General features: G+C 67.7%; 19 protein-coding genes. 7 read left to right on the forward strand and 12 right to left on the reverse strand.

What is annotated here, in order from left to right:
- Positions 1–538: 538 nt before the first annotated feature.
- From RTO53_RS01905 to RTO53_RS01920, 4 genes are all read right to left on the reverse strand, one after another.
- A complete protein-coding gene (locus tag RTO53_RS01905; protein WP_312236202.1) occupies positions 539–1,588 on the reverse strand; it encodes a hypothetical protein in 1,050 nt (349 codons plus the stop codon).
- Between the two features lie 176 nt (positions 1,589–1,764).
- On the reverse strand, positions 1,765–2,502 hold the full coding sequence (locus tag RTO53_RS01910; protein ID WP_312236203.1) for an alpha/beta hydrolase: 738 nt from the start codon (positions 2,500–2,502) through the stop codon (positions 1,765–1,767).
- Complete coding sequence (locus RTO53_RS01915) at positions 2,502–2,873, reverse strand: hypothetical protein (RefSeq protein ID WP_312236204.1); 372 nt, start codon at positions 2,871–2,873, stop codon at positions 2,502–2,504. Before RTO53_RS01915 ends, RTO53_RS01910 begins: the two co-directional genes overlap by 1 nt.
- Positions 2,870–3,826 (reverse strand): hypothetical protein, encoded by a 957-nt coding sequence (locus tag RTO53_RS01920; RefSeq protein WP_312236205.1) that lies wholly within the window; start codon positions 3,824–3,826, stop codon positions 2,870–2,872. The genes RTO53_RS01915 and RTO53_RS01920 overlap by 4 nt, the downstream gene beginning before the upstream one ends.
- A gap of 183 nt (positions 3,827–4,009) precedes the next feature.
- Between RTO53_RS01920 and prmA the strand changes: the two genes are divergently transcribed.
- The 3 genes from prmA (at position 4,010) to fis (ending at position 6,285) form a co-directional block, all read left to right on the forward strand.
- Positions 4,010–4,930, forward strand: coding sequence for a 50S ribosomal protein L11 methyltransferase (gene prmA, locus RTO53_RS01925; RefSeq protein ID WP_312236206.1), 921 nt, complete (start codon positions 4,010–4,012; stop codon positions 4,928–4,930).
- A 53-nt stretch (positions 4,931–4,983) separates the two neighbouring features.
- A complete protein-coding gene (locus tag RTO53_RS01930) occupies positions 4,984–5,895 on the forward strand; it encodes a DUF3426 domain-containing protein (RefSeq protein WP_312236236.1) in 912 nt (303 codons plus the stop codon).
- A gap of 114 nt (positions 5,896–6,009) precedes the next feature.
- Complete coding sequence (gene fis, locus RTO53_RS01935; protein ID WP_123730002.1) at positions 6,010–6,285, forward strand: DNA-binding transcriptional regulator Fis; 276 nt, start codon at positions 6,010–6,012, stop codon at positions 6,283–6,285.
- A 30-nt stretch (positions 6,286–6,315) separates the two neighbouring features.
- Here the strand turns inward: fis and RTO53_RS01940 are convergent, their stop codons facing one another.
- Genes RTO53_RS01940 through RTO53_RS01965 form a run of 6 tightly spaced genes read right to left on the reverse strand, consistent with a single transcriptional unit; the run spans position 6,316 to position 12,131 of the window.
- Positions 6,316–7,299 carry a phosphatidate cytidylyltransferase gene (locus tag RTO53_RS01940; RefSeq protein ID WP_312236207.1) on the reverse strand — a complete coding sequence of 328 codons (984 nt, stop codon included), beginning with the start codon at positions 7,297–7,299 and terminating at the stop codon, positions 6,316–6,318.
- Positions 7,300–7,313: 14 nt separating this feature from the next.
- Positions 7,314–7,946, reverse strand: coding sequence for a lysophospholipid acyltransferase family protein (locus tag RTO53_RS01945; protein WP_312236208.1), 633 nt, complete (start codon positions 7,944–7,946; stop codon positions 7,314–7,316).
- Positions 7,947–7,982: 36 nt separating this feature from the next.
- Positions 7,983–8,408: a hypothetical protein gene (locus RTO53_RS01950; protein ID WP_312236209.1), complete on the reverse strand. Its 426-nt coding sequence runs from the start codon at positions 8,406–8,408 to the stop codon at positions 7,983–7,985.
- Positions 8,405–9,736 (reverse strand): phosphatase PAP2/dual specificity phosphatase family protein, encoded by a 1,332-nt coding sequence (locus RTO53_RS01955; protein ID WP_312236210.1) that lies wholly within the window; start codon positions 9,734–9,736, stop codon positions 8,405–8,407. The genes RTO53_RS01950 and RTO53_RS01955 overlap by 4 nt, the downstream gene beginning before the upstream one ends.
- The gene (locus RTO53_RS01960; protein ID WP_312236211.1) at positions 9,733–11,487 is read right to left on the reverse strand and encodes a bifunctional alpha/beta hydrolase/class I SAM-dependent methyltransferase; all 1,755 of its coding nucleotides are present in this window, start codon (positions 11,485–11,487) and stop codon (positions 9,733–9,735) included. The genes RTO53_RS01955 and RTO53_RS01960 overlap by 4 nt, the downstream gene beginning before the upstream one ends.
- 35 nt (positions 11,488–11,522) lie before the next feature.
- Complete coding sequence (locus RTO53_RS01965; RefSeq protein ID WP_312236237.1) at positions 11,523–12,131, reverse strand: CDP-alcohol phosphatidyltransferase family protein; 609 nt, start codon at positions 12,129–12,131, stop codon at positions 11,523–11,525.
- A gap of 314 nt (positions 12,132–12,445) precedes the next feature.
- Between RTO53_RS01965 and purH the strand changes: the two genes are divergently transcribed.
- The 4 genes from purH to purD all read left to right on the forward strand — a co-directional run bounded on the left by purH (position 12,446) and on the right by purD (position 17,206).
- Positions 12,446–14,029 carry a bifunctional phosphoribosylaminoimidazolecarboxamide formyltransferase/IMP cyclohydrolase gene (purH, locus tag RTO53_RS01970; RefSeq protein ID WP_312236212.1) on the forward strand — a complete coding sequence of 528 codons (1,584 nt, stop codon included), beginning with the start codon at positions 12,446–12,448 and terminating at the stop codon, positions 14,027–14,029.
- A 17-nt stretch (positions 14,030–14,046) separates the two neighbouring features.
- The gene (locus tag RTO53_RS01975) at positions 14,047–14,913 is read left to right on the forward strand and encodes a hypothetical protein (RefSeq protein WP_312236213.1); all 867 of its coding nucleotides are present in this window, start codon (positions 14,047–14,049) and stop codon (positions 14,911–14,913) included.
- Positions 14,913–15,836 (forward strand): hypothetical protein, encoded by a 924-nt coding sequence (locus tag RTO53_RS01980; RefSeq protein WP_312236214.1) that lies wholly within the window; start codon positions 14,913–14,915, stop codon positions 15,834–15,836. The genes RTO53_RS01975 and RTO53_RS01980 overlap by 1 nt, the downstream gene beginning before the upstream one ends.
- Before the next feature lie 83 nt (positions 15,837–15,919).
- Complete coding sequence (purD, locus tag RTO53_RS01985) at positions 15,920–17,206, forward strand: phosphoribosylamine--glycine ligase (protein WP_312236215.1); 1,287 nt, start codon at positions 15,920–15,922, stop codon at positions 17,204–17,206.
- A gap of 91 nt (positions 17,207–17,297) precedes the next feature.
- Here the strand turns inward: purD and RTO53_RS01990 are convergent, their stop codons facing one another.
- Positions 17,298–17,696: a hypothetical protein gene (locus RTO53_RS01990; protein WP_312236216.1), complete on the reverse strand. Its 399-nt coding sequence runs from the start codon at positions 17,694–17,696 to the stop codon at positions 17,298–17,300.
- Between the two features lie 575 nt (positions 17,697–18,271).
- Positions 18,272–19,147, reverse strand: a complete 876-nt coding sequence (gene rpoH / locus RTO53_RS01995; RefSeq protein WP_038685839.1) for an RNA polymerase sigma factor RpoH — start codon at positions 19,145–19,147, stop codon at positions 18,272–18,274.
- Positions 19,148–19,986: the final 839 nt, after the last annotated feature.

A 19,986-nucleotide genomic window follows, 5' to 3' on the forward strand; every position in this document is an offset into this window, starting at 1 on the left:
CCTCCTTTATTTCGCCTCCAAGGGCATGGGCGCCCAGCGCCCGACCCACCGACCAAAGTCAGAAGCAAGCTTTCCAGCTTGTCTCCGCAAGCCGAGCCCCGTAGCGGCCGGTAGGCGCCTGGGCAAAATCAAGGAGGAGGCGGCAGGCCGGGGGACACTACGCCAGGGGCCTACCTTGCGCTACGGGGCCTTCACGCACGCGACAGACCCGAGCGGAGGCAACACCAGATCCAAACGGCCCCTTGATACACACCCACAAGCGCATCGCCGTGCGCCATTTGCTACGGCCTGCAACAAGACGCTCCCCTCACAGGGAGCAGAGCCTTTCGTTTGCCTGTTTGAAACGAGACCGGGCCGCACGATGGCGGCCCGGCGGTACGTCTTGTCCGGCAGGTATCGACCGTCGGTCGATACCCGTTACCGGGTGCGCGCTACGTCAGCGCAGCAGCGCGATCAGCAGCAGGATCGGGATCGGAATGCCCAGGAACCACAGCAGCAGATACTTCATGGTGAATTCTCCTCGTTGAGCGTTGGGTTCTTACAGGTCGCGGCGGCGGCCGCCCCAGGTGGCGAACAGGCTGGCGCTGAAGGCACCGATCAGCAGCGTGATGAACAGCCACAGCGCGGCGTAGGCGGTCGCCTTGCGGGCGTCATCGGCGGCCTGCTTCGCGTCGGCCTTGGCCTTGTCCAGCGTGGCGCGCAGACGGGTCTGCATGTCGGTCACGCGGGCCTGCGCTTCGGCCTGGCTCATGCCGGTCTGGTTGGCCACCAGCTGCGCCAGGTACTGGGTGTCGGCCGGGTCCATGGTGTTGGACTTGAGGCTGTTGACCACGATCCGGTTGACCTCGGCGCGGACATCACCGCCACGGCCCGGACCCGGACCACGCTCACCACCCGGCATCGGGCGCGGCGGCGGCGGCATGACACCGGCCTGCGGTGCACCCGGCGCGGCAGCCGGATCGCCCGGCGGCGGTGCCATCGGCGCTGCAGGTGCGTTCGGGTTGGCGCGGAACAGGCCATCCACCCAGTACTGCAGGTCACCGTTGGTGTCGCCCATCGCGGCCGGGCCAGCGGCGGCAGCCAGGCCACCGGCGGTGGTGGCCGCAGCGCCGGCGGTGGCACCGGCCACCTTGGCACCGGCACCGATCACCCCGCCAATGGCGGTAGTGAGCAGGCCAGCGGTGAGCAGCGTCGCCACGGCCCACGACAGGAAGCCATGCGCGGTGTCGCGGAAGTAGGTCTCATCGCCGTGCAGGTTGCTCCACTTGTTGCGCAGGCGCCCGGCGATATAGCCGCCCAGGCCCGACGCCGCGATGGCGGTCACGGTCAGCCACGCAATGCTGGACCAACCGAACGTTTCCTTCGATACGCCTTCATACGCCCACGGCGATACCGACGACAACCCCAGGCCCACGCCCAGGATCAGCAGGACCAGCGACAGCGCCGCAGCGGCGGCGGCACCGGCGAAGATGGCACCCCACGAGACGGCGTGGTCATGTGCAGGTGCAATTACCGGCGGGGGGGTGACCACGGCGACCGTCGCGGTGGCCAGGGGATCTTGGGAGGCGTAATCGCCACGGGTATTCATTCGACAGGTTCTCCGGCACGTGCGCTGCGGATGCAGCCAACATCCGCAGGCTGCACGCCGCACCGTGAAATACCCGAGAGCCATAAGCGAAGGCCGCGTGGACATGACCGCCACACGCCAATCACACCGGCCCTGCGGTAGCGGCGCCCTCCGGGTTCGTACGGCGCCCCTCACCCTCAACCGGTGTCGCAAACGCCCTGCATGAAGCCTGCGATCACCAAAGCCGCCGCTTCCGGGCACGCCTGCAGCAGCAGATGCGGCCCGTCGAGCCGGAAAGTGGCCTGCGCTGGCAGCAACGCGGACAAATGGCGCTGGGAGCGGGTTGGCAGGAGGCGATCGTGCGCGGCGTGCAGGCAGAGCGTGGGCACGTGCACCGCACGGGCCTGCACGGTGACGTCGACGCCCAGGGCCGCTACGGCGCGGGTGCGCAGCACCGCCGGGCGCACGCGGGCCAGTGCAGCCTGCAGCGCGGTGCGCAAGGCCGGGCTGCTCCAGCGCCCGAGCAACAGCCACGACAGTGCCGGCATCGGCAAGGCGCGCACCGGCGCCCGGTACAACAAGGCCTGCAGCCGGCGTAGGGCCAGCCAGGGCGAGCGCGCGAACGTGGTGGATAGGACCAGGCCCCGCAGCCGCGGCGGAGATGCGGCGGCGATCACCAGCGCCAACGGGCCCGAGAACGACTCACCGAGCAGCACGTAGTCGCTGTCGGTTGGCAGCGCCTGGCGAACGACGTCGGCCAGCGCGGCGTAATCCAGCGCGCGATCCACCGGGTAGGCAATCACCGTGACCACGACGCCGAGCCCCGCCATCGCGGCGGTGAAGGCAACGTGCTGGGTGCCGGTCGCGTCCAGCCCGGGCAGCAGCACCAGCCGCAACGGGCGCGGGGTATCCACGCCCGCCGCAGCGTCACGCATCAGCGCGCGACGTCGGCCGCGGTGACCTGGCTGTTCTTGACCGGCGCCACGCCCAGCGACGAGGTCGGATCCACGATCACCATCGTCTCGGTGGAGCCATCGGGCCAGACCACCTGGAACGTGCTGCCCGCCGGCAGCGAGGCGAACGGCATGCCGCTCTGCGCGCGGTACACCGCAGCTACCTGGCTGGCACCGGCGCGGCGCACGTCTTCGGCGGCCTTGACCGAGGTCAGCTTCACCTTGGACAGGCTGCGATAGCGGTCTTCATAGGTATCGATCATCACCAGGCCGACCGCCCCGGCAGAGTAGGCCACGAACAGCGCCACCCAGAACCAGAACTTGGCACCATGCAGGAATCGACGGTAATTCATCGCCCGTTCCTCTGCTTGATCAGCTTTTCAACCAACGTCTTCATTTTCCCCGCACCTTGCCGCGATACCGCAGCGTCATACACGAAAGTGGCAAAGTCCTGCCCACCGTCCTGCGAACAGATCCCTCCGTTCGCGCAGAAATTGTTCATCAACACACTGTCCGGCCCGCACGCCATGCCCAGCTCGCACGCCGCCAGGCGCCAGGCCAGTTCACTGAACTGGTCGCCGGCCACCAGCCCGTCCAGCGCGCGATCGCCACTGGCGCGCTGGCCCATGCCGGTGGACAGCGCCATGTAGGCTTCCGGGTCACGCGAATCCATCACCCGCTCCACCAGCCCACGGCGATAGGTCGGGCTGTCCTGCAGCGGCTGGCCTTCGGCGAACAGCGACGCCTCGGCGGCAAGATTGCCGGCCTTGGCCGCCTGCACGCGCTGGGCCAGGATCAATTGTCGGCCCAGGCCGTCGCTGCTGACAAAGCCGCCGCAGCGCCGCGCGACCCGCTCGCGGGCCTGCACCATGGTCGGCGAAGCGGTCATGCCCATGCCGGTCAACAGCGCGTTGTCCAACTGGTAGCCGCCGGGATCCATCGCGTAGGTCGCACAGTAGTCGTACACGCGGCTGACCATCCACGCCGCCTCGGCGTTGCCGTTGCCCGCCTGCAGTTGCAGGCGCTGGGCATAGGCGTAAAGGTCGGTGTCGCCTTCGATATCGGCGCGGATATCCAGCGGCAGGCCCGAGGCGATGGTGGTGCCGCGCTCGATCGACAGCAACTGGCGCGCCAGCTGCTGCGCCTGCACGGGCGCCGCGGCCACCTGCGTGACCGGCGCCTCGTCCACGGCGTTGCCTGCATCGGCAGGGCGCACATGACCACCGGCGCGATAGCCCACCACTCCCAGCAACGCCAGGGCCGGTACGACCAGCAACCAGGTTTTGAGGGTAGGCACGAGGGCCATGCGCGGGACCGGAGGTTGCCGGCTGGGCAACGGGGAGCCAAGTCTAGCAAGCGCCCGGAGCCCTGTCTGAATCTGCCGTCGGGCCGATTCTCGCCGGGCCGGGAGACGCGCCGGGACCGCGTGGCGGGCAGCACACCCCCACAATGGTCTAGCATTCACCGTTTTCCGCAGGTAGCCCACCCCATGCCGTTCCTGGAACTCACCCTCCGCTGCAGCGAATCCACCCAGCCCCGCTACGAAAATGCGCTGGACGATATCGGCGCGCTGGCGGTGACCCTGCTCGATGCCGATGCCGATACCAGCAACGAGCGCGCGATCCTGGAACCGGGCGTGGGCGAGACCCCGCTGTGGAACGACCTGGTGCTCACCGCGCTGTTCCCGGCCGACACCAACGCGCTGGCGCTGCTGGCCGCGCTGGACGCCTTCGATCCCGGCCTGGACTGGTCCGATGCCAGCTTCCGCGCGGTGCAGGACGAAGACTGGGAGCGCGCCTGGCTGGACCAGTTCCAGCCGATGGCCTTCGGCGAGCGCACCTGGATCGTGCCGTGGAATCACGACCTGCCGGAAGCTGCGCAGGCCGACGATGCGGCCGTGATCCGGCTCGATCCCGGCCTGGCGTTCGGCTCGGGCACCCATCCGACCACCGCGCTCTGCCTGCGATGGCTGGACAGCCTGGCCGCCGAAGGCGTGCTGGCGGGCCAGACCGTGCTCGACTTCGGCTGCGGCTCGGGCATCCTGGCACTGGCCGCACTGCGGCTCGGCGCCGCCCGCGCGGTGGGTGTGGACAACGACCCGCAGGCGGTGATCGCCACCGGCGACAACGCCGAGCGCAACGGCCTGCAGGATCGTCTGCAGGTGTACCTGCCCGCCGACGAACCGCCGGCCACCTACCCGGTGGTGGTGGCCAACATCCTAGCCTCGGCGCTGGATGCGCTGGCCGATGTGCTGGCCGCGCGCGTTGCCGCCGGCGGTCGCATCGCGCTGTCGGGCATCCTGCACGGCCAGGAAGACGAGCTGCTGGTGCGCTACGCACCGTGGTTCGACCAGCTGGAGACCGCGCAGGACGGCGACTGGATGCGCATCACCGGCGTGCGCCGCGCGTGAGGCGGCGTGAACGTGCTTGAATGGGCGCGCCCCTCCTGCCCGGCCCCGACCCGATGACCGAGCCCACGCCACCGCCGCGCCGACCACTGGCCACGTTCCTGCGTGCCAGCCCGGCTAACCCGCCCGCGAGCGATCCGCCAGAAGAGACGCCGCCGTCGGACGCGGACGCGCAGGCGATGCCGGCGCAGCACACGGTGCCGCCGGTGACGGAAGGCAAGGACTGGACGCAGACCATATCGGTCTTCGACCCGCCACCCGCCGAGCGCGTGGAGCACATCGAACAGATCGGGCACGCAGAACGCGAGACGGCGCCACGCGAAGACGCGCGCGTGGCGACGGTGACCGAAGCGCCCGCATCGCGCCTTGACGCCGATACCGCGCATGCCTCCACAGCGCAGGACGACACGCCGAGCGTAGCGAAGGAGGAGGCGACCACGACCGGGCAGGCACGCGCCACGTCCGCACCGAGCTTCATGCGGCTGCCGGCGGCGCCGCTGCGGACGCCGCGTTGGCAATGGGCGCTGCTGGCCGGGCTGGTGCTACTGCTGCTGTTGCAGATTGCCGTGGCCGACCGTGCGCGACTGGCTGCCGATGCCGGCACCCGGCCGTGGATCGCCGGGGTGTGCAGCGTCCTGCGCTGCACGTTGCCGGCGTGGCAGGAGCCGGCGGCGTTCAGCATGATCAGCCGCGATGTGCGCCCGGTACCGGGCCAGCCCGGTGCGCTGCAGGTGCAGGCCAGCTTCCGCAATGATGCGCGCTGGGCGCAGGCGTGGCCGTCGCTGCGGCTGTCGCTGTCCGACGCCGATGGCCGTGTGATCGGCACCGGCGCGTTCGCGCCGCGCGACTACCTGGACCGTTCGGTGGACGCCAACAGCGTATTGGAACCCGGCCAAAGTGCACAGATCGCGTTCCGCGTGCGCGAGCCCGCCGCGTCCACCGTCGCATTCACCTTCGAGTTCCTGTAACCCGGCGTTCCAGCCTGGAGCGTGGCAGCCTGCCCACGCACGCGCTAGACTGACCCCCTACAATTCTCCGCCCGGGGCTGCTGTCCGCCCCCGGCATCTGCACCGGGAACCTCCTTGAACGCTGTCCTTTCTCGTCCTGACAATAGTCGTGGCGCGCCGAAGCCACCGCTGCGCGAACACGTGGCCCAATCGGTCCGACGTTACCTTCGGGACCTGGATGGTTGCGATGCCGACGATGTGTACGAGATCGTGCTGCGCGAAATGGAAATCCCGCTGTTCGTTGAAGTGCTCAACCACTGCGAGGGCAACCAGAGCCGCGCGGCGGCCATGCTGGGCATCCACCGCGCCACGCTGCGCAAGAAGCTGAAGGAATACGGCATCACCACCTGATGCCGCGCATCGACCCTGGGTCGATACGCCTCACGCGCTCCAGAAATACCGCACCAGGTGGAAGAACACCGGCGCGGCAAAGCACACCGAATCCAGTCGATCGAGCATGCCGCCATGGCCCTCGATCATGTGGCCCCAGTCCTTGATGCCGCGATCGCGCTTGATCGCCGACATCACCAGGCCGCCCCAGAACCCCATCAGGTTGACCGCCAGCGACATCCCGAACGCCTGCCATGGCGTGAACGGGGTCAGCCACCACAGCGCCGCGCCCAGCGCGCTGGCCGACAGCACCCCACCGATGAAACCTTCCACCGTCTTGGACGGCGACAGCTTCGGCGCGATCAGGCGCTTGCCGATCAGCTTGCCCCAGATGTACTGCAGCACGTCCGAGGACTGCACCACGATCACCAGGAAGGCGAACAGCAGCAGGTTGCGCGCCGGCTCCACGCCGGCCAGCTTCAGGTTCAGCAGCGCCGGCACGTGCGAGATGCAGAACACGCAGATCATCAGCCCCCACTGCACCTTGGAGGTGCGCTCCAGGTAATCGGTGGTGTCCCCGCCGATGGTGGCCAGGATCGGCAGGAACAGGAACGCGTAGACCGGGATCAGCAGCGTGTACATGCCGTACCAGTCGGTCCACACCAGCCAGTACTGCCACGGCAGCACCACGTAGAAGGCGGCCAGCAGCGCGTAGTAGTCACCGGCACGGGTGGGGGTGAGGGTGATGAACTCGCGCAGCGCGAACAGCGACACCACCGCAAACAGCAGCACCACCCCGGTCCGCCCGAAGAAGAACGCCAGCGCGACCACCGCGGCCATCACCCACCACGCGCGGATGCGTGAGACCAGGTTGGCCAGCACCATGCTCGGCGCATGCCGCGCGCGCCAGCGCAGGGTCTCGGCGATGACCGTGGCCACCATCAGCACCGCGGCGATGCCGGCAAACAACAGCCGGGTCTGCGCGTGCGTGGACAACTGCGCGATATCGCTGGCCAGGCTGGAAAACAGCAGCATCCCCTGCCCCGCCATCATGCGCGCTGCCTGCGCGGCTGCGGATCCAGTGCCAGCAGCGACACCCGCGCGCGCTCCAGGAAGCGGTCCTTGTCCTCGTCGGCTTTCAGCCGCAGCGGCTCACCGAAGGTGGTGGTGCACAGCAGCGGCAACGGCAGCCAACGGCCCTTGGGCATCACCCGCTTGAGGTTGTCGATCCACACCGGCACGAACTCCAGCTCCGGGCGCTGCCGCGCCAGGTGGTAGATGCCGCTCTTGAACGGCAGCACCCCCTCTTCGGTATTGCGCGTTCCCTCGGGGAACAGGATCAGCGAATTGCCTTCGTCCACCGCCTGGCACAGGCAGGCGATGGGATCGTGCTCGCGCTTGGCCGCATCGCGCTCGATGAGCACGCCATTGAACACGGCGTGGATCAGGTAACGGCGCAGGCCATCGCGTTGCCAGTAATCGGCCGCCGCCACCGGGCGGACCTGACGGCGCAAGGTGATCGGCAACGCCGACCAGATCAGCACGAAGTCGCCATGGCTGGCGTGGTTGCCGTAATACACGCGATGGTCGCTGGACGGTGCACAGCCCTGCCACAACGCGCGTGCGCCGGTCAGTGCGCGGATCGCGCCACTGCAGCTGCGTGCCACCAGGTCAGCCAGCATGTCGTGCCCTCATCGTGATTGCATGGGTTGAGCCGGTCATTGCGCCATCCGCAGCCACAGCGCCGCCAGCAGAGTCAGCGCCTGCAGCAGCACGCACGCGCCCTGCCCGCGCAACAGACCGCGCATGCCCTGCCAGCGCGCAGGCCAGCCACGCACAGGGTGCACCGCGGCGCGCAGGCCCAATGCCTGCAACGCATCGTCGATCGGATCCGGTGCGGCATCCGGATGCGCGGCCAGCAGCCCTTCCAGCAGTCCGCGGTCGAAACCGATCCGTGCAGCGAAATATGCCTGGCCCACGCCGGCCAGCAGCGACAGCAGTGCGACCGCCACCAGCGGCATGCTGCGCGGCGCCAGCAGCAACACCGCCAACGCGGTCGCCGCCAGCAGCGTGGAAATCACTGCCGGAATGCGCGCCTGGCGCAGCAGCGCGGCCATCGCCTGCACCTGCATCGCCGTGCTCATGCCTGCACCCCCGGCGCGTCGTGGGCATGCTGCGGCTGCACCGCCAGCGCGATGGCATCGCGATGGCGCTCATGCAGCACGATCCACGGGCAATCCAGGCGGAGCAGCCGGATCGCCGCATCGGCACTGTCGGCATGGCCGCTGCGGCACAACCAGGTGGCTACCGCCGCGGCACTGCGCGAATAGCCCAGCGCGCAGCACACCAGCACCTGCCCACGGCGGTGGCCGTGCGCGATCGCATCGGCGGCGCGGCGCAGGGCCTCCGGCGACGGCGTGGCCAGGTCCAGCATCGGCACGCTGCGGTAGTGGCGCACGCTGCTGCGGAACGGCAGCTCGGCGCAGACATCGACCACGGTCGGCATCGCCAGCACCGCGTCGGCATCGGGCATGCGCCCCAGCCACACCCCATCGATCACCAGCTGCGGCTGCGGCGCACGCCGTGTCCACCAGCGCGAGTTCAACCACGCCACCAGCAGGTACGGTGCCAGCAACCAGCGCGCAGCCATGCTCAGGCGTCCGTCTTCCTGCTTCTGGAACACCGCCGTGCCCAACGCCGCATAGCCCAGTGCAACCAGCGCCAGCGACAGCGCCGGCCAGCCCAGCCACAGCACCCAGCCGCTGAAGGTCAACGCCAGCGAGGCGCATAGCGCACTGCCCAGTCCGTAGAGCGCGGCCAACCGCCAGCGCGCGGCATCGGTCGCCCACTGCCAGTGGGCAAGCGGCGAGCGTCCGTGCACCGGCCACAGCCAGACGCACAGCCAGCCCACGGCCACGCCGGTCGGCACATCGACGAAGTGGTGCTGCCAGGTGGTCAGCACGGAAATACCGATCAGCGCGAACCACACATGCAGCGCGCTGCGCCACCATCCACGCAGGTGCTGCGCATAGCGCACCCACAGCACCACCAGCAGCACGATGTGCAGCGACGGTGCCTGGTTGAAGGGTTTGTCGAAGCCCAGCAGCACGTCGAACAGCCAGCCGAACACGCCTCCGGTTTCCGGCCGTTCCAGGCTGAAGCGCAACGGCCACAGCAGGAAGCAGCCGACCGACAGCAACTGTGCGGTGAACAACCGCCGCGCGTGCATGTCCAGTTCGGCGCGCTGGGTGCAGATGAAGAACGACGCCACGTAGAACAGGTCGATGGACCAGTACGGCACGATGGTCCAGGCCTGGAACGGGATCTTCGCTTCCCAGTCGAACACGATCGAGGGCACGTACGGCAGGCGTCCGGCCATTGCATTGGCCAGGCCGTAGCTGAGGAAGAAGAACGGCCCCAGCAGCGCCAGCCAGACCAGCGCGCGTCGCCATGGCCGCGCGCCCTCGGTCATTGCAGCACCCGCCGCGCCAGCGACACGGTGAAGATGCCGAAGCGGTCGATGCGCTGGGTGACTTTTTCGAAGCCGGCCAGGCGCACCAGTTCGTCCATTTCCTGCTGGGTGCGGCGCCGCATCACCCAGGCCGCGCCTTCGCGGTGGCTGGTCAATGCGCGCGCGATGAACTCCAGCTGCGGATGCCAGGGCTGCCCGGTGTAAACCAGGTAGCCGCCTTCGCGCATCGCCGCGGCGATGCCCTGCAGCGAGCGCAGCACCGCGTCGTTGTCGGCGAACAGTTCATACAGACCCGACACCGTGGACAGCGTCGGGGCCACCGGCAGCGCGGCCAGCGAGGCCGCGTCGAATGCGTCGCCCTGCTCGAAGGTGGCGATGTCGTCGGCGCCGAACGCACTGATAAGCTTGCGTCCGTCGAGGACGTTGCGCTCGCTGAAGTCACGCAGGGTGATGGCTTCGGCACGGTGTTCACCCTGCGCCATCGCATCCAGTACATAGCGACCGTGCCCGGCGGCCACGTCCAGCACCCGCACCGGGCGACCTTCGCCATGCAGGTGCAGGGCGGCCAGCTGCAGCAGCTCGCGCACGTGGGTACGACGGATGCGGATGCCACGCCAGCCGATCGCATCCAGGTAGTTGCGGTCGATCATGCGGCCCAGCGGCCCGCTGCCGCGTGCCTGGTCCCGGTAGATGTAGTCCAGCGTGCTGCCCGAGTCGAAGCCGCTCTCCAGCCCCAGTGCGATGCCCTCGGACAAGCGGCCGCCGAAGCGCAGCCCGGCCCGGGTAAAGCGCCAGTACGCGTCCTTGGCGCTGTTGCGTTCAGGCGGCCAGGACAGGATTTCGGCCTCGTCGAAAGTAGGCCCGTGGCGATGCGCGTCGCGCAGGCTGGGCCGTACCAGCGGTTGGGCGAAACGCTCGCTGATGAAGCGACGGATCGCGGCGATGGCGGGCGCGCGGTCGCGCTCGCCCAGGGTGTCGTGGAAGAAGCCGGGCAGCAGGTGGCGCTCCTTGATCGGCGAGGACAGCCGCTCGTAGAAACGGTCCTGCGGCCCGCGGTGCACCACGAAGTCCGACCCGGACACCAGCAGCTGGGTCGGCACGGTGATGGCCTGCGCATCTCCGACCACGCGGTCGGCGGCCTCGTACAGGCCGAGCAGCACGCGGACCGAGATCGGGCGGGTGATCAGGGGATCGGTGCGGTAGCTCTCCACGCGCCCGGGGTCATGGGTGAGCCACTGCGGCTTGACGTAGCTGTTGACGAAGAAGTTGCCGCGCAGCTTCTGCATCAGCTTCAGCCCGGGCACCGCCAGCGGCACGTACAGCTTGACCTTGAACGCCGGCGAGGCGAGCACCAGCGCACGCAGGGGCGGCGCGTAGTCGTGCACCCAGGTGGCCGCAACCACCGCGCCCACGCTCTGGGCGATGATCGCGATGTCTTCCACGGCGATGCCGTGCTGCTGGCCGACGTGCGCGATGAAGCTGTCCAGGTCGCGCACCAGCGCTTCGAAGCCCGGCGCATCGCCGCGCTCGCCCGGCGACTGACCATTGCCGCGCGCATCCCAGGCGAATACCTCGGTGTCGGGCAGGTCCAGCTCGTCCACCAGGTGGGCGACGCGGCCGGAGTGCTCGTGGCCGCGATGCAGCAGCACCAGCGCGCGACGCGGCGATGCGGCCGAGGTAGCCGGCCAATGCCGGTAGAACAGCGACTGACCATCGAAGCTGTGGAACTGCAGGTGTTGCTGTACGCGCATGCCTTACTCCGTTGTGTGTCTGCCCGCAGAGCCGATCAGGCCTGCTCGGCCAATCCATTGCGCACCCGCCGCCATGCGGTCAGCAGGCACAGTGCCGCTGCCACCCATGCCACGCCGCTTGCCACCGGCGCGCCGATCCAGCCCACGGCAAGCAATACGCCCACCAGGCCGATCACGAACGCGCGGTCACTCTTCCCCATCGGTCCGTCATAACGCCGACTGGCCCCCACCATCAGCCCCAGGACGCCAGCGTACTCGCAAACCGCCGCCAGCCACGTCAGCACCCAGACCGCGGTCGGATCGACCCCGGGCAGGCTGAGCAGGCTCAGGTACAGGGCGGCATCGGCGAGGACGTCGCACAGTTCGTTGAGGTAGGCGCCCAGCCGCGACTGCTGGCCGAACTCGCGCGCCAGCATCCCGTCCACGGCATTGAGCGCCATGCGCAGCAGCATCCACACCGGCAACGCCAGGTACCACAGCGGCTGCGCCGGGGCCCATGCGTAGACGGCGGCGGCCACGGCCAGCGAAACCACCGCGGCAGCAACGGTGACCGTATTGGCGGTCACCCCGGCGCGGAACAGCGCGCCTACCGCCGGGCGCAGCAGCGCCTGGAATTTCCCTTTCAACGCATAGATCGACACGATCCGGTTCCTGCAGTTCCATGGCAGATGGGGCACAGCCTAACGCAGTCGAGCGGCCGGTCACGATCTTCCCGCGCCGATCACGCCGACCCGGGCTGCGTCGGCCACGGGGACGCGGCCACCGGCGCTCGCCGCCGCGCCGCGCCCGGCTGTCGTACGCGGCCTGCTGTGGTCGAGAGGCGGGCACCTGGTCCGTCGGCCGGCGGCCCCTGCGCGGCCATCACCCCCATACGGACCGGCCCGGACCGGGTTTTCGTGGGCAGTGCGGTGCCCAGCGCCTACAATACCTACCCGCTCCGCTACGACCTCCTGCCCCCATGAGTTCCGATCTGCTGCCCGTGCGCCGGGCCCTGCTGTCTGTTTCCGACAAAACCGGTCTGATCGACCTGGCCCGTGCCCTGGCCGCCCGCGACGTGGAGCTGCTGTCCACCGGCGGCACCGCCAAGGCGCTCCGCGAGGCTGGCCTGGCGGTCAAGGACGTGGCCGATGTCACCGGCTTCCCGGAAATGATGGACGGCCGGGTCAAGACCCTGCACCCGCTGGTACACGGTGGCCTGCTCGGCCGCGCCGGGCTGGACGAGGCGGTGATGGCCGAACACGGCATCGGTGCGATCGACCTGCTGGTGCTCAACCTGTATCCGTTCGAGTCGGTCACCGCCAACCCGGACTGCACGCTGGAAGACGCCGTGGAGAACATCGACATCGGCGGCCCGGCGATGTTGCGCTCGGCGGCCAAGAACTTCGCCCGCGTGGCGGTGGCGACCGACCCCTCGCAGTACGCCGAACTGCTGGCCGAGCTGGCCGCCAACGACGGCCAGCTGTCGGCGGCCAAGCGTTTCGCCTTCTCGGTGGCCGCGTTCAACCGCGTGGCCCAGTACGACGCGGCGATCAGCAACTATCTGTCTGCGGTGACCACCACCGACACCGCCGTGCCGCTGCGTGCCGAGTTCCCGGCGCAGATGAATTCAAGCTTCGCCAAGGTGATGGACCTGCGCTACGGCGAGAACCCGCACCAGAGCGGCGCGTTCTACCGCGACCTGTCCCCGGTGGCGGGCACGCTGGCGACCTTCCAGCAGCTGCAGGGCAAGGAGCTGAGCTACAACAACCTGGCCGACGCCGATGCCGCATGGGAGTGCGTGCGCCAGTTCGACGTGCCGGCCTGCGTCATCGTCAAGCACGCCAACCCCTGCGGCGTGGCCGTGGGTGCCGGCAATGGCGATGCCTACGAGCTGGCCTATGCGACCGACCCGACCAGCGCGTTCGGCGGCATCATCGCCTTCAACACACCGCTGGACGCCGCCACCGCCCAGGTGATCCTGGACCGCCAGTTCGTGGAAGTGCTGATCGCCCCGGACTTCGAGCCGGCCGCGCTGGAATACGCGCAGAAGAAAGCCAACGTGCGCGTGCTGCGCATTCCGCATGGCGAAGGCCGCAACCAGTACGACACCAAGCGCATCGGTTCGGGCCTGCTGGTGCAGTCCTCGGACAACCGCGGCATGCGCCGTGACGAACTGAAGGTCGTGACCAAATTGGCACCGACCGACAAGCAGTTCGCCGACCTACTGTTCGCCTGGAAGGTGGCCAAGTTCGTCAAGTCCAATGCCATCGTCTACGCCCGCGACAACCGCACCATCGGTGTCGGCGCCGGCCAGATGAGCCGGGTGTACTCGGCACGCATCGCCGGCATCAAGGCGGCCGATGCGAACCTGGTGGTGGAGGGCTCGGTGATGGCGTCCGATGCGTTCTTCCCGTTCCGCGACGGCATCGATGCCGCGGCCGCGGCCGGCATCAAGGCGGTGATCCAGCCGGGTGGCTCGATGCGCGACAACGAAGTGATCGCTGCCGCCGACGAGCACGGCCTGGCGATGGTGTTCACCGGTGTGCGCCACTTCCGGCATTGATCCAAGGAGCGACACGGATGTCTGCATCACCCCTGAAATCCCTGCTCGCGCTGGCCATCGGCGCCAGCGCGGTACTGGCCGGTTGCAAGCCGGCCGCCGAACCCGCTCCGGCGCAGCCGGCGGCAACGGTCGCTTCCGCGGCCACGCCAGCCGCGCCGGTCGCCCATGTCAGCCGCACCGCGCGGCTGCAGGCGTTCCTGACCGCGCGCTATGGCAAGGCCGCCCGGCTCTCCGAACAGTGGCGTGGCCAGTGGACGCAGGACGACGAGAGCCGCCCCACCGATCTGCAGGTCTGTGCCGAGCAGCCGGTGGTGAGTGGCGACAGCTGGCAACAGTTGCTGGCGGTGTGCGGTGAACTGGTGGACGGCGGCCATGCCGACCCCGGCACGATCGATTTCTACGTGCTGCGCCCCAGCGGCGACAGCTTCGAGGTGGCCGCCGAACTCACCGGCGGCACCTACGGCAGCAGCGGCCGTCCCGGCACGGTGCAGGTGATCCGCGCCGGCAGCGACTTCTACGGTTTCCGCAACGAAAGCGGCTGGTACGGCCAGGGCTATTCCCTGGAGACGCAGACGCTGATCCTGCCCGGTCCGAAGGGCTTGGTCGACGCCGGGTCACTGCGCAGCCATATCGACAACAGCGCCGCGTACGACTGCGACGATGCCGACTTTGCCGAAGAATGCCGTACCCGGATGTTCAACATCGCGTTCGCCTACCGCTTCGATGACAGCGACCGCAGCGCCCGCACCTGGCCGCTGGTGATCGAAGAAACCGGCAGCGGCTGTGGCGGCAAGCCGGTGCGCGCCGAGCATCGCTTCACGCTGGATGCCAAGACCTGGACCTACACGTTCCCCGAAGCATTGCAGCGCGAAAGCTGCCAGTGATGCACGGGCGTCGGGCATGCCGGTGGCTGCTGGCGCTCGCGCTGCCCGCGCTGCTGGCCGGCTGCGGCGACCCGCCCGCCGTCAACGACAAGCCCCGCCGGGTGCTGGACAGCACAGTGGCGGTGGAGGACACGCTGTACCCCAGCGGTACCGACGAGCAGCGCCTGCTGGCTTTCCTGCGCGATCGCTACGGTGCCAGCGCGCGCCTGGATGGGCCCTGGCAGGATCCGTGGGATGACACCGAAGTCCAGGCGCAGCGTCCGGTCACCCGCCGGGTCTGTGCGCGTGGCACGGTCGATACCGATGGCCACGTGCAGCACCTGCTGGCGGTGTGCCAGACCCTGGATGACGCGGCCAGCGTCGAACCGGGCCGGGTCGATCTGTATGTCTTGCGCGATGGGCAGGCGCCGCTGTTCGGCAAGGACGAGAACGAGCGTGCGTTCTCCAGGATCCTGGGCGTCGACCGCCCCCTGCTGGTGATCGCGCAGCGGCTGCAGGGTCGGTACGGCCGCAAAGGTGCGCCCGGCACGGTCCAGATCGAGCAGCTCGGGCCGCAGCGCCATGCCTTCCGCATTACCCATGCCGCGCGCCATCGCGGTATCGCAAGGGTGTCGCGCAGCTACATCGCCGTACACGACGATCGCCTGCGCGACGTGGCGGTGCTGGACGAACACATCGACAACCGCGCCGCGACGGGCTGCGAGAGGACAACCACGCCCTGCGAGGCGGCGACCATCGACCTTGATTTCGCCATTACCGTGGGCAAAGGCGACGCCGTGGCGGGTTACTGGGCGCTGATGGTACGCACCCGTGGGCAGGACTGCAGCGAGCCCACGCAGCAGGACCACCGGTTGCGGTTCGAGCCGGGCACGCGCCGTTACGCGGTGCCCGCCGAACTGCAGCGCGAGGACTGCGCGGGGTGACGGCGCGGGCGGGCCGGTGCCATGCAGCGCCGGCCCGCACCGCGTAAAATCGCGGTCCTGCCCCCCCTTACGCGAGAAGTGCATTGAAGATCCTGGTCATCGGCGCCGGCGGCCGTGAACACGCCCTGGCCTGGAAGCTGGCCCAGTCCGCGAAGGTGAGCGAGGTCCTGGTGGCCCCCGGCAACGCCGGCACCGCGACCGAGCCCAAGTGCCGTAACGTGGCGGTCAAGGTCACCGACCTGGACGGCCTGCTGGCACTGGTCGACGCCGAAGGCATCGGCCTGACCGTGGTCGGTCCGGAAGTGCCGCTGGTGGCGGGCGTGGTGGACCGCTTCCGCGCCGCCGGCCACCGCATCTTCGGGCCGACCGCCGCCGCCGCGCAGCTGGAAGGCAGCAAGGCCTACGCCAAGGATTTCCTGGCCCGCCACAACATCCCCACCGCCTTCTACGCGGTGCACACCGAGGTCGAGGCGGCACTGGCCTACATCCGCGAGAAGGGCGCGCCGATCGTGGTCAAGGCCGACGGCCTGGCCGCCGGCAAGGGCGTGATCGTGGCGATGACCCTGGCCGAGGCCGAGGACGCGGTGCGTGACATGCTCTCGGGCAATGCGTTCGGCGATGCCGGTGCGCGCGTGGTGATCGAGGAATTCCTCGACGGCGAGGAAGCCAGCTTCATCTCGATGGTGGACGGCACCACTGCGCTGCCCATGGCCACCTCGCAGGACCACAAGCGGGTCGGCGACGGCGACACCGGCCCCAACACCGGCGGCATGGGCGCCTACTCGCCGGCCCCGGTGGTGACCGATGCGGTGCATGCGCGGGTGATGCGCGAGGTGGTCAACCCGACCGTGCAGGGCATGATCGCCGACGGCATTCCGTTCACCGGCTTCCTCTATGCAGGCCTGATGATCGATTCCAGCGGCGCGCCGAAAGTGATCGAATTCAACGTGCGCTTCGGCGATCCGGAAACCCAGCCGGTGATGCTGCGCCTGCAGTCGGACCTGGTGGATCTGCTCGACGCGGCCATCGATGCGCGCCTGCACGAGGTGAACGCGCAGTGGGACCGGCGCCCATCGCTGGGCGTGGTCATGGCCGCATCGCCCTACCCGGAAACGCCGATCACCGGCGATGTGATCCACGGGCTGGACGCGGTGCCGGCGAGCGCCAAGGTGTTCCATGCAGGCACGGTGCTGGACGCGCAGGGCCAGGTGCTGAGCGCGGGCGGCCGGGTGCTGTGCGTGGCGGCGCTGGGCGACAGCGTGGGCGATGCGCAGGCCAACGCGTACGCCGGCGTGGCGGCGGTGAGCTGGGCCAACGAGTTCCACCGCAGCGATATCGGCTGGCGGGCGATTGCGCGGGAACGCGGTTGAGACGTGGATGGTTTCATGCGCTGGCTCGCAGTCAGCGCATGATTTTCTGTCACGGCGCCGACCAGGCATAGAAATCAGGACCCGCCATACATCATGGGGCTATCCGGCCAGCGTCCTGCTCCACGCTCATCGAGGCAAGGAGAGCGTCAAGGCCGACGTCAGCGCAAATCGACTGCGCGTGGGCACGCGCATCAGGCTCGAGCAACCTGCCCGCCGCCTTCAATGCTTCGGCAGAGAGTGGTGAATCAAGTACCAAGGCGTTTACCACCTCCTCTTGTATCCGTCGGTGGAGCTCGACGGCGAACTTTAGCTTTGCCAACTCCGCAGGATTCAGTGCACTGGAGGCTTCATGGCCATCCAGAGCCTCGTAGTAGTAAAAGTTCCCGTAGCTCTCGACGAATGAACGGGCAGAAATTTCGCAACCTACGAAACGCCTGACAAGCACCGTCGCAGAATAAATACTCTGTTCCGCATCTTGATCGTTCAGCATCAATTTTCTCCTACTTCTTCAACGGGAGCCACGGGGTGCCGTCGGCGTTGGTGACACCCGGCACATGACCATGAGGTTGCTGTGCTCTTGGAAGGCATCGGTATGTATGCAGGTGAGCGCCTGGGGACCAGCAGGCCAAATCGATGACAGGACGATCACCATCGCGTAGCTCAGCAAGGCAAGTAAGCGAAATCGACGCTGGAATGACCTGCTTATTTTCCCCATGGCTCGCAAAGACCAAGTCCTCGCTGATATTGATCAATCCTGCCGTCCTTCCATTCCCTGAAAGAGCCTCCGACTGAGCCTCTGAATTCAGATCACAAAGAATAAAGGCGCTAGCTCGCAACGAGCCGGTCTGCACGGCCTTCCCATCACGCTGGCACGAGCACCAAGACGATTCGAATGCCGGAGCAGTCAGTTGGGTTTCTCTATCGTTAGAGGTTTGCTTCGAATTCGGCTATGCAAAAAAAATCCGATGCCAGAGAACTGGCATCGGATGGTGAATCACATCAGCGAACGTGACATGTATTATCACGTTGCTGAAATTATTTAATGCTAGTCAACGACTCGGTCGCTCAAGCGGTAAACAGCGCCTTCATCTTCTTCAGCGCGTTCGCTTCGACCTGGCGGATGCGTTCGGCCGACACGCCGTACTCGTCGGCCAGCTCCTGCAGCGTCACCTTGCTGTCCGCGTCCAGCCAGCGACGGCGGATGATGTCGCGTGAGCGCGCATCCAGTTCGGCCATGCCTTCGCGCAGCAGCTGCAGCTTGTTGTCTTCGCTGTCGGCGCGCTCGTAGGCCATCGACGGATCTTCCGCGTCGGCCACCAGGTAGGCGGCCGGCGACGGCGGCGCATTTTCGTTGTCTTCATCGCTGGGCGCATCGAAACCGATATCGCGGCCAGAGAGGCGCGATTCCATTTCGAGCACTTCACGCTCGGACACGTTCAGGTCCTTGGCCACCGCGCGCACTTCGGCCGCGTTCATCCAGCCCAAGCGGGTCTTGGACTTGCGCAGGTTGAAGAACAGCTTGCGCTGCGCCTTGGTGGTGGCGACTTTGACGATGCGCCAGTTCTTGAGGATGAACTCGTGCATTTCCGCACGGATCCAGTGCACCGCGAAGGACACCAGGCGCACGCCCATGTCCGGGTCGAAACGCTTCACCGCCTTCATCAGGCCGATGTTGCCCTCCTGGATGAGGTCGCCCAGCGCAAGCCCGTAGCCGTTGTAGCCACGCGCCACGTGCACCACGAAGCGCAGGTGGGAATGGACCAGTTCGCGCGCGGCGTCCAGATCCAGCTCGTCGCGGAAGCGACGGGCCAGATCCTGCTCGTCATCGACCGACAGCACCGGGATCTGGTGCACGGCACCGATGTAGGCGTCCAGCGAACCGAGCGCACTGGGAATCGGGAGATTGTTTGCCACAAGGGCAGTAGAGGTGTTCTGGCTCATAGCACTCATCTTAGCAGTCCGGCATTTGGACTGCTAAAGGGGAAAGAAGTTCCAGCGTTCTGTTGATGGGACGCTGGCACCGATCACTCGTCTAACGTACCGCGAAATGATGACAGTGGCGAGAGGGGGTGGATTTTTAGAATAATCTTTCTAAATCAATGTGTTGCCATGTTTAATGAGGCCATGGAGCGTGTTTTCTGGCTGAACGAGCCCGCCGGCGTCGCCCATTCAGCCGAAAAAGGTTGCCAGATGTTCAGGCGAACCGCCTCAAAGGCCCGAAGCAGTGCAGGCGTGGTCGGCGGCCCAGCCGGGCATGGCCCGGCTCTACCAAAAACCCACCGAAGCCAACCACCGAAGCCGCCATCTCGGGTAGTGCCACGCCATGCGTGGCAGGCCAGACAATGACGAAGGCAGCCGCGTGGCAGGCCAGTCAATGCCGAAGATAGATGCGTGGCAAGCCAGCCAATGCCGAAGCCAAATGCACGGCAAGCCAGCCATCGCCAGGTGGCGTCGGTACCCCAGCCGTGTGTGGGCCGTATCCACACCCCAACGTAATTGACCGAGGCACGCTGGGTCGGCGGCCCAGCCGGGCATGGCCCGGCTCTACCAAAAACCCACCGAAGCCAACCACCGAAGCCGCCATCTCGGGTAGTGCCACGCCATGCGTGGCAGGCCAGACAATGACGAAGGCAGCCGCGTGGCAGGCCAGTCAATGCCGAAGATAGATGCGTGGCAAGCCAGCCAATGCCGAAGCCAAATGCACGGCAAGCCAGCCAACGACAGGTGGGTCGGCGGCCCAGCCGGGCATGGCCCGGCTCTACCAAAAACCCACCGAAGCC

It is taken from the genome of Stenotrophomonas sp. (assembly GCF_031995405.1).
Lineage (GTDB): Bacteria > Pseudomonadota > Gammaproteobacteria > Xanthomonadales > Xanthomonadaceae > Stenotrophomonas.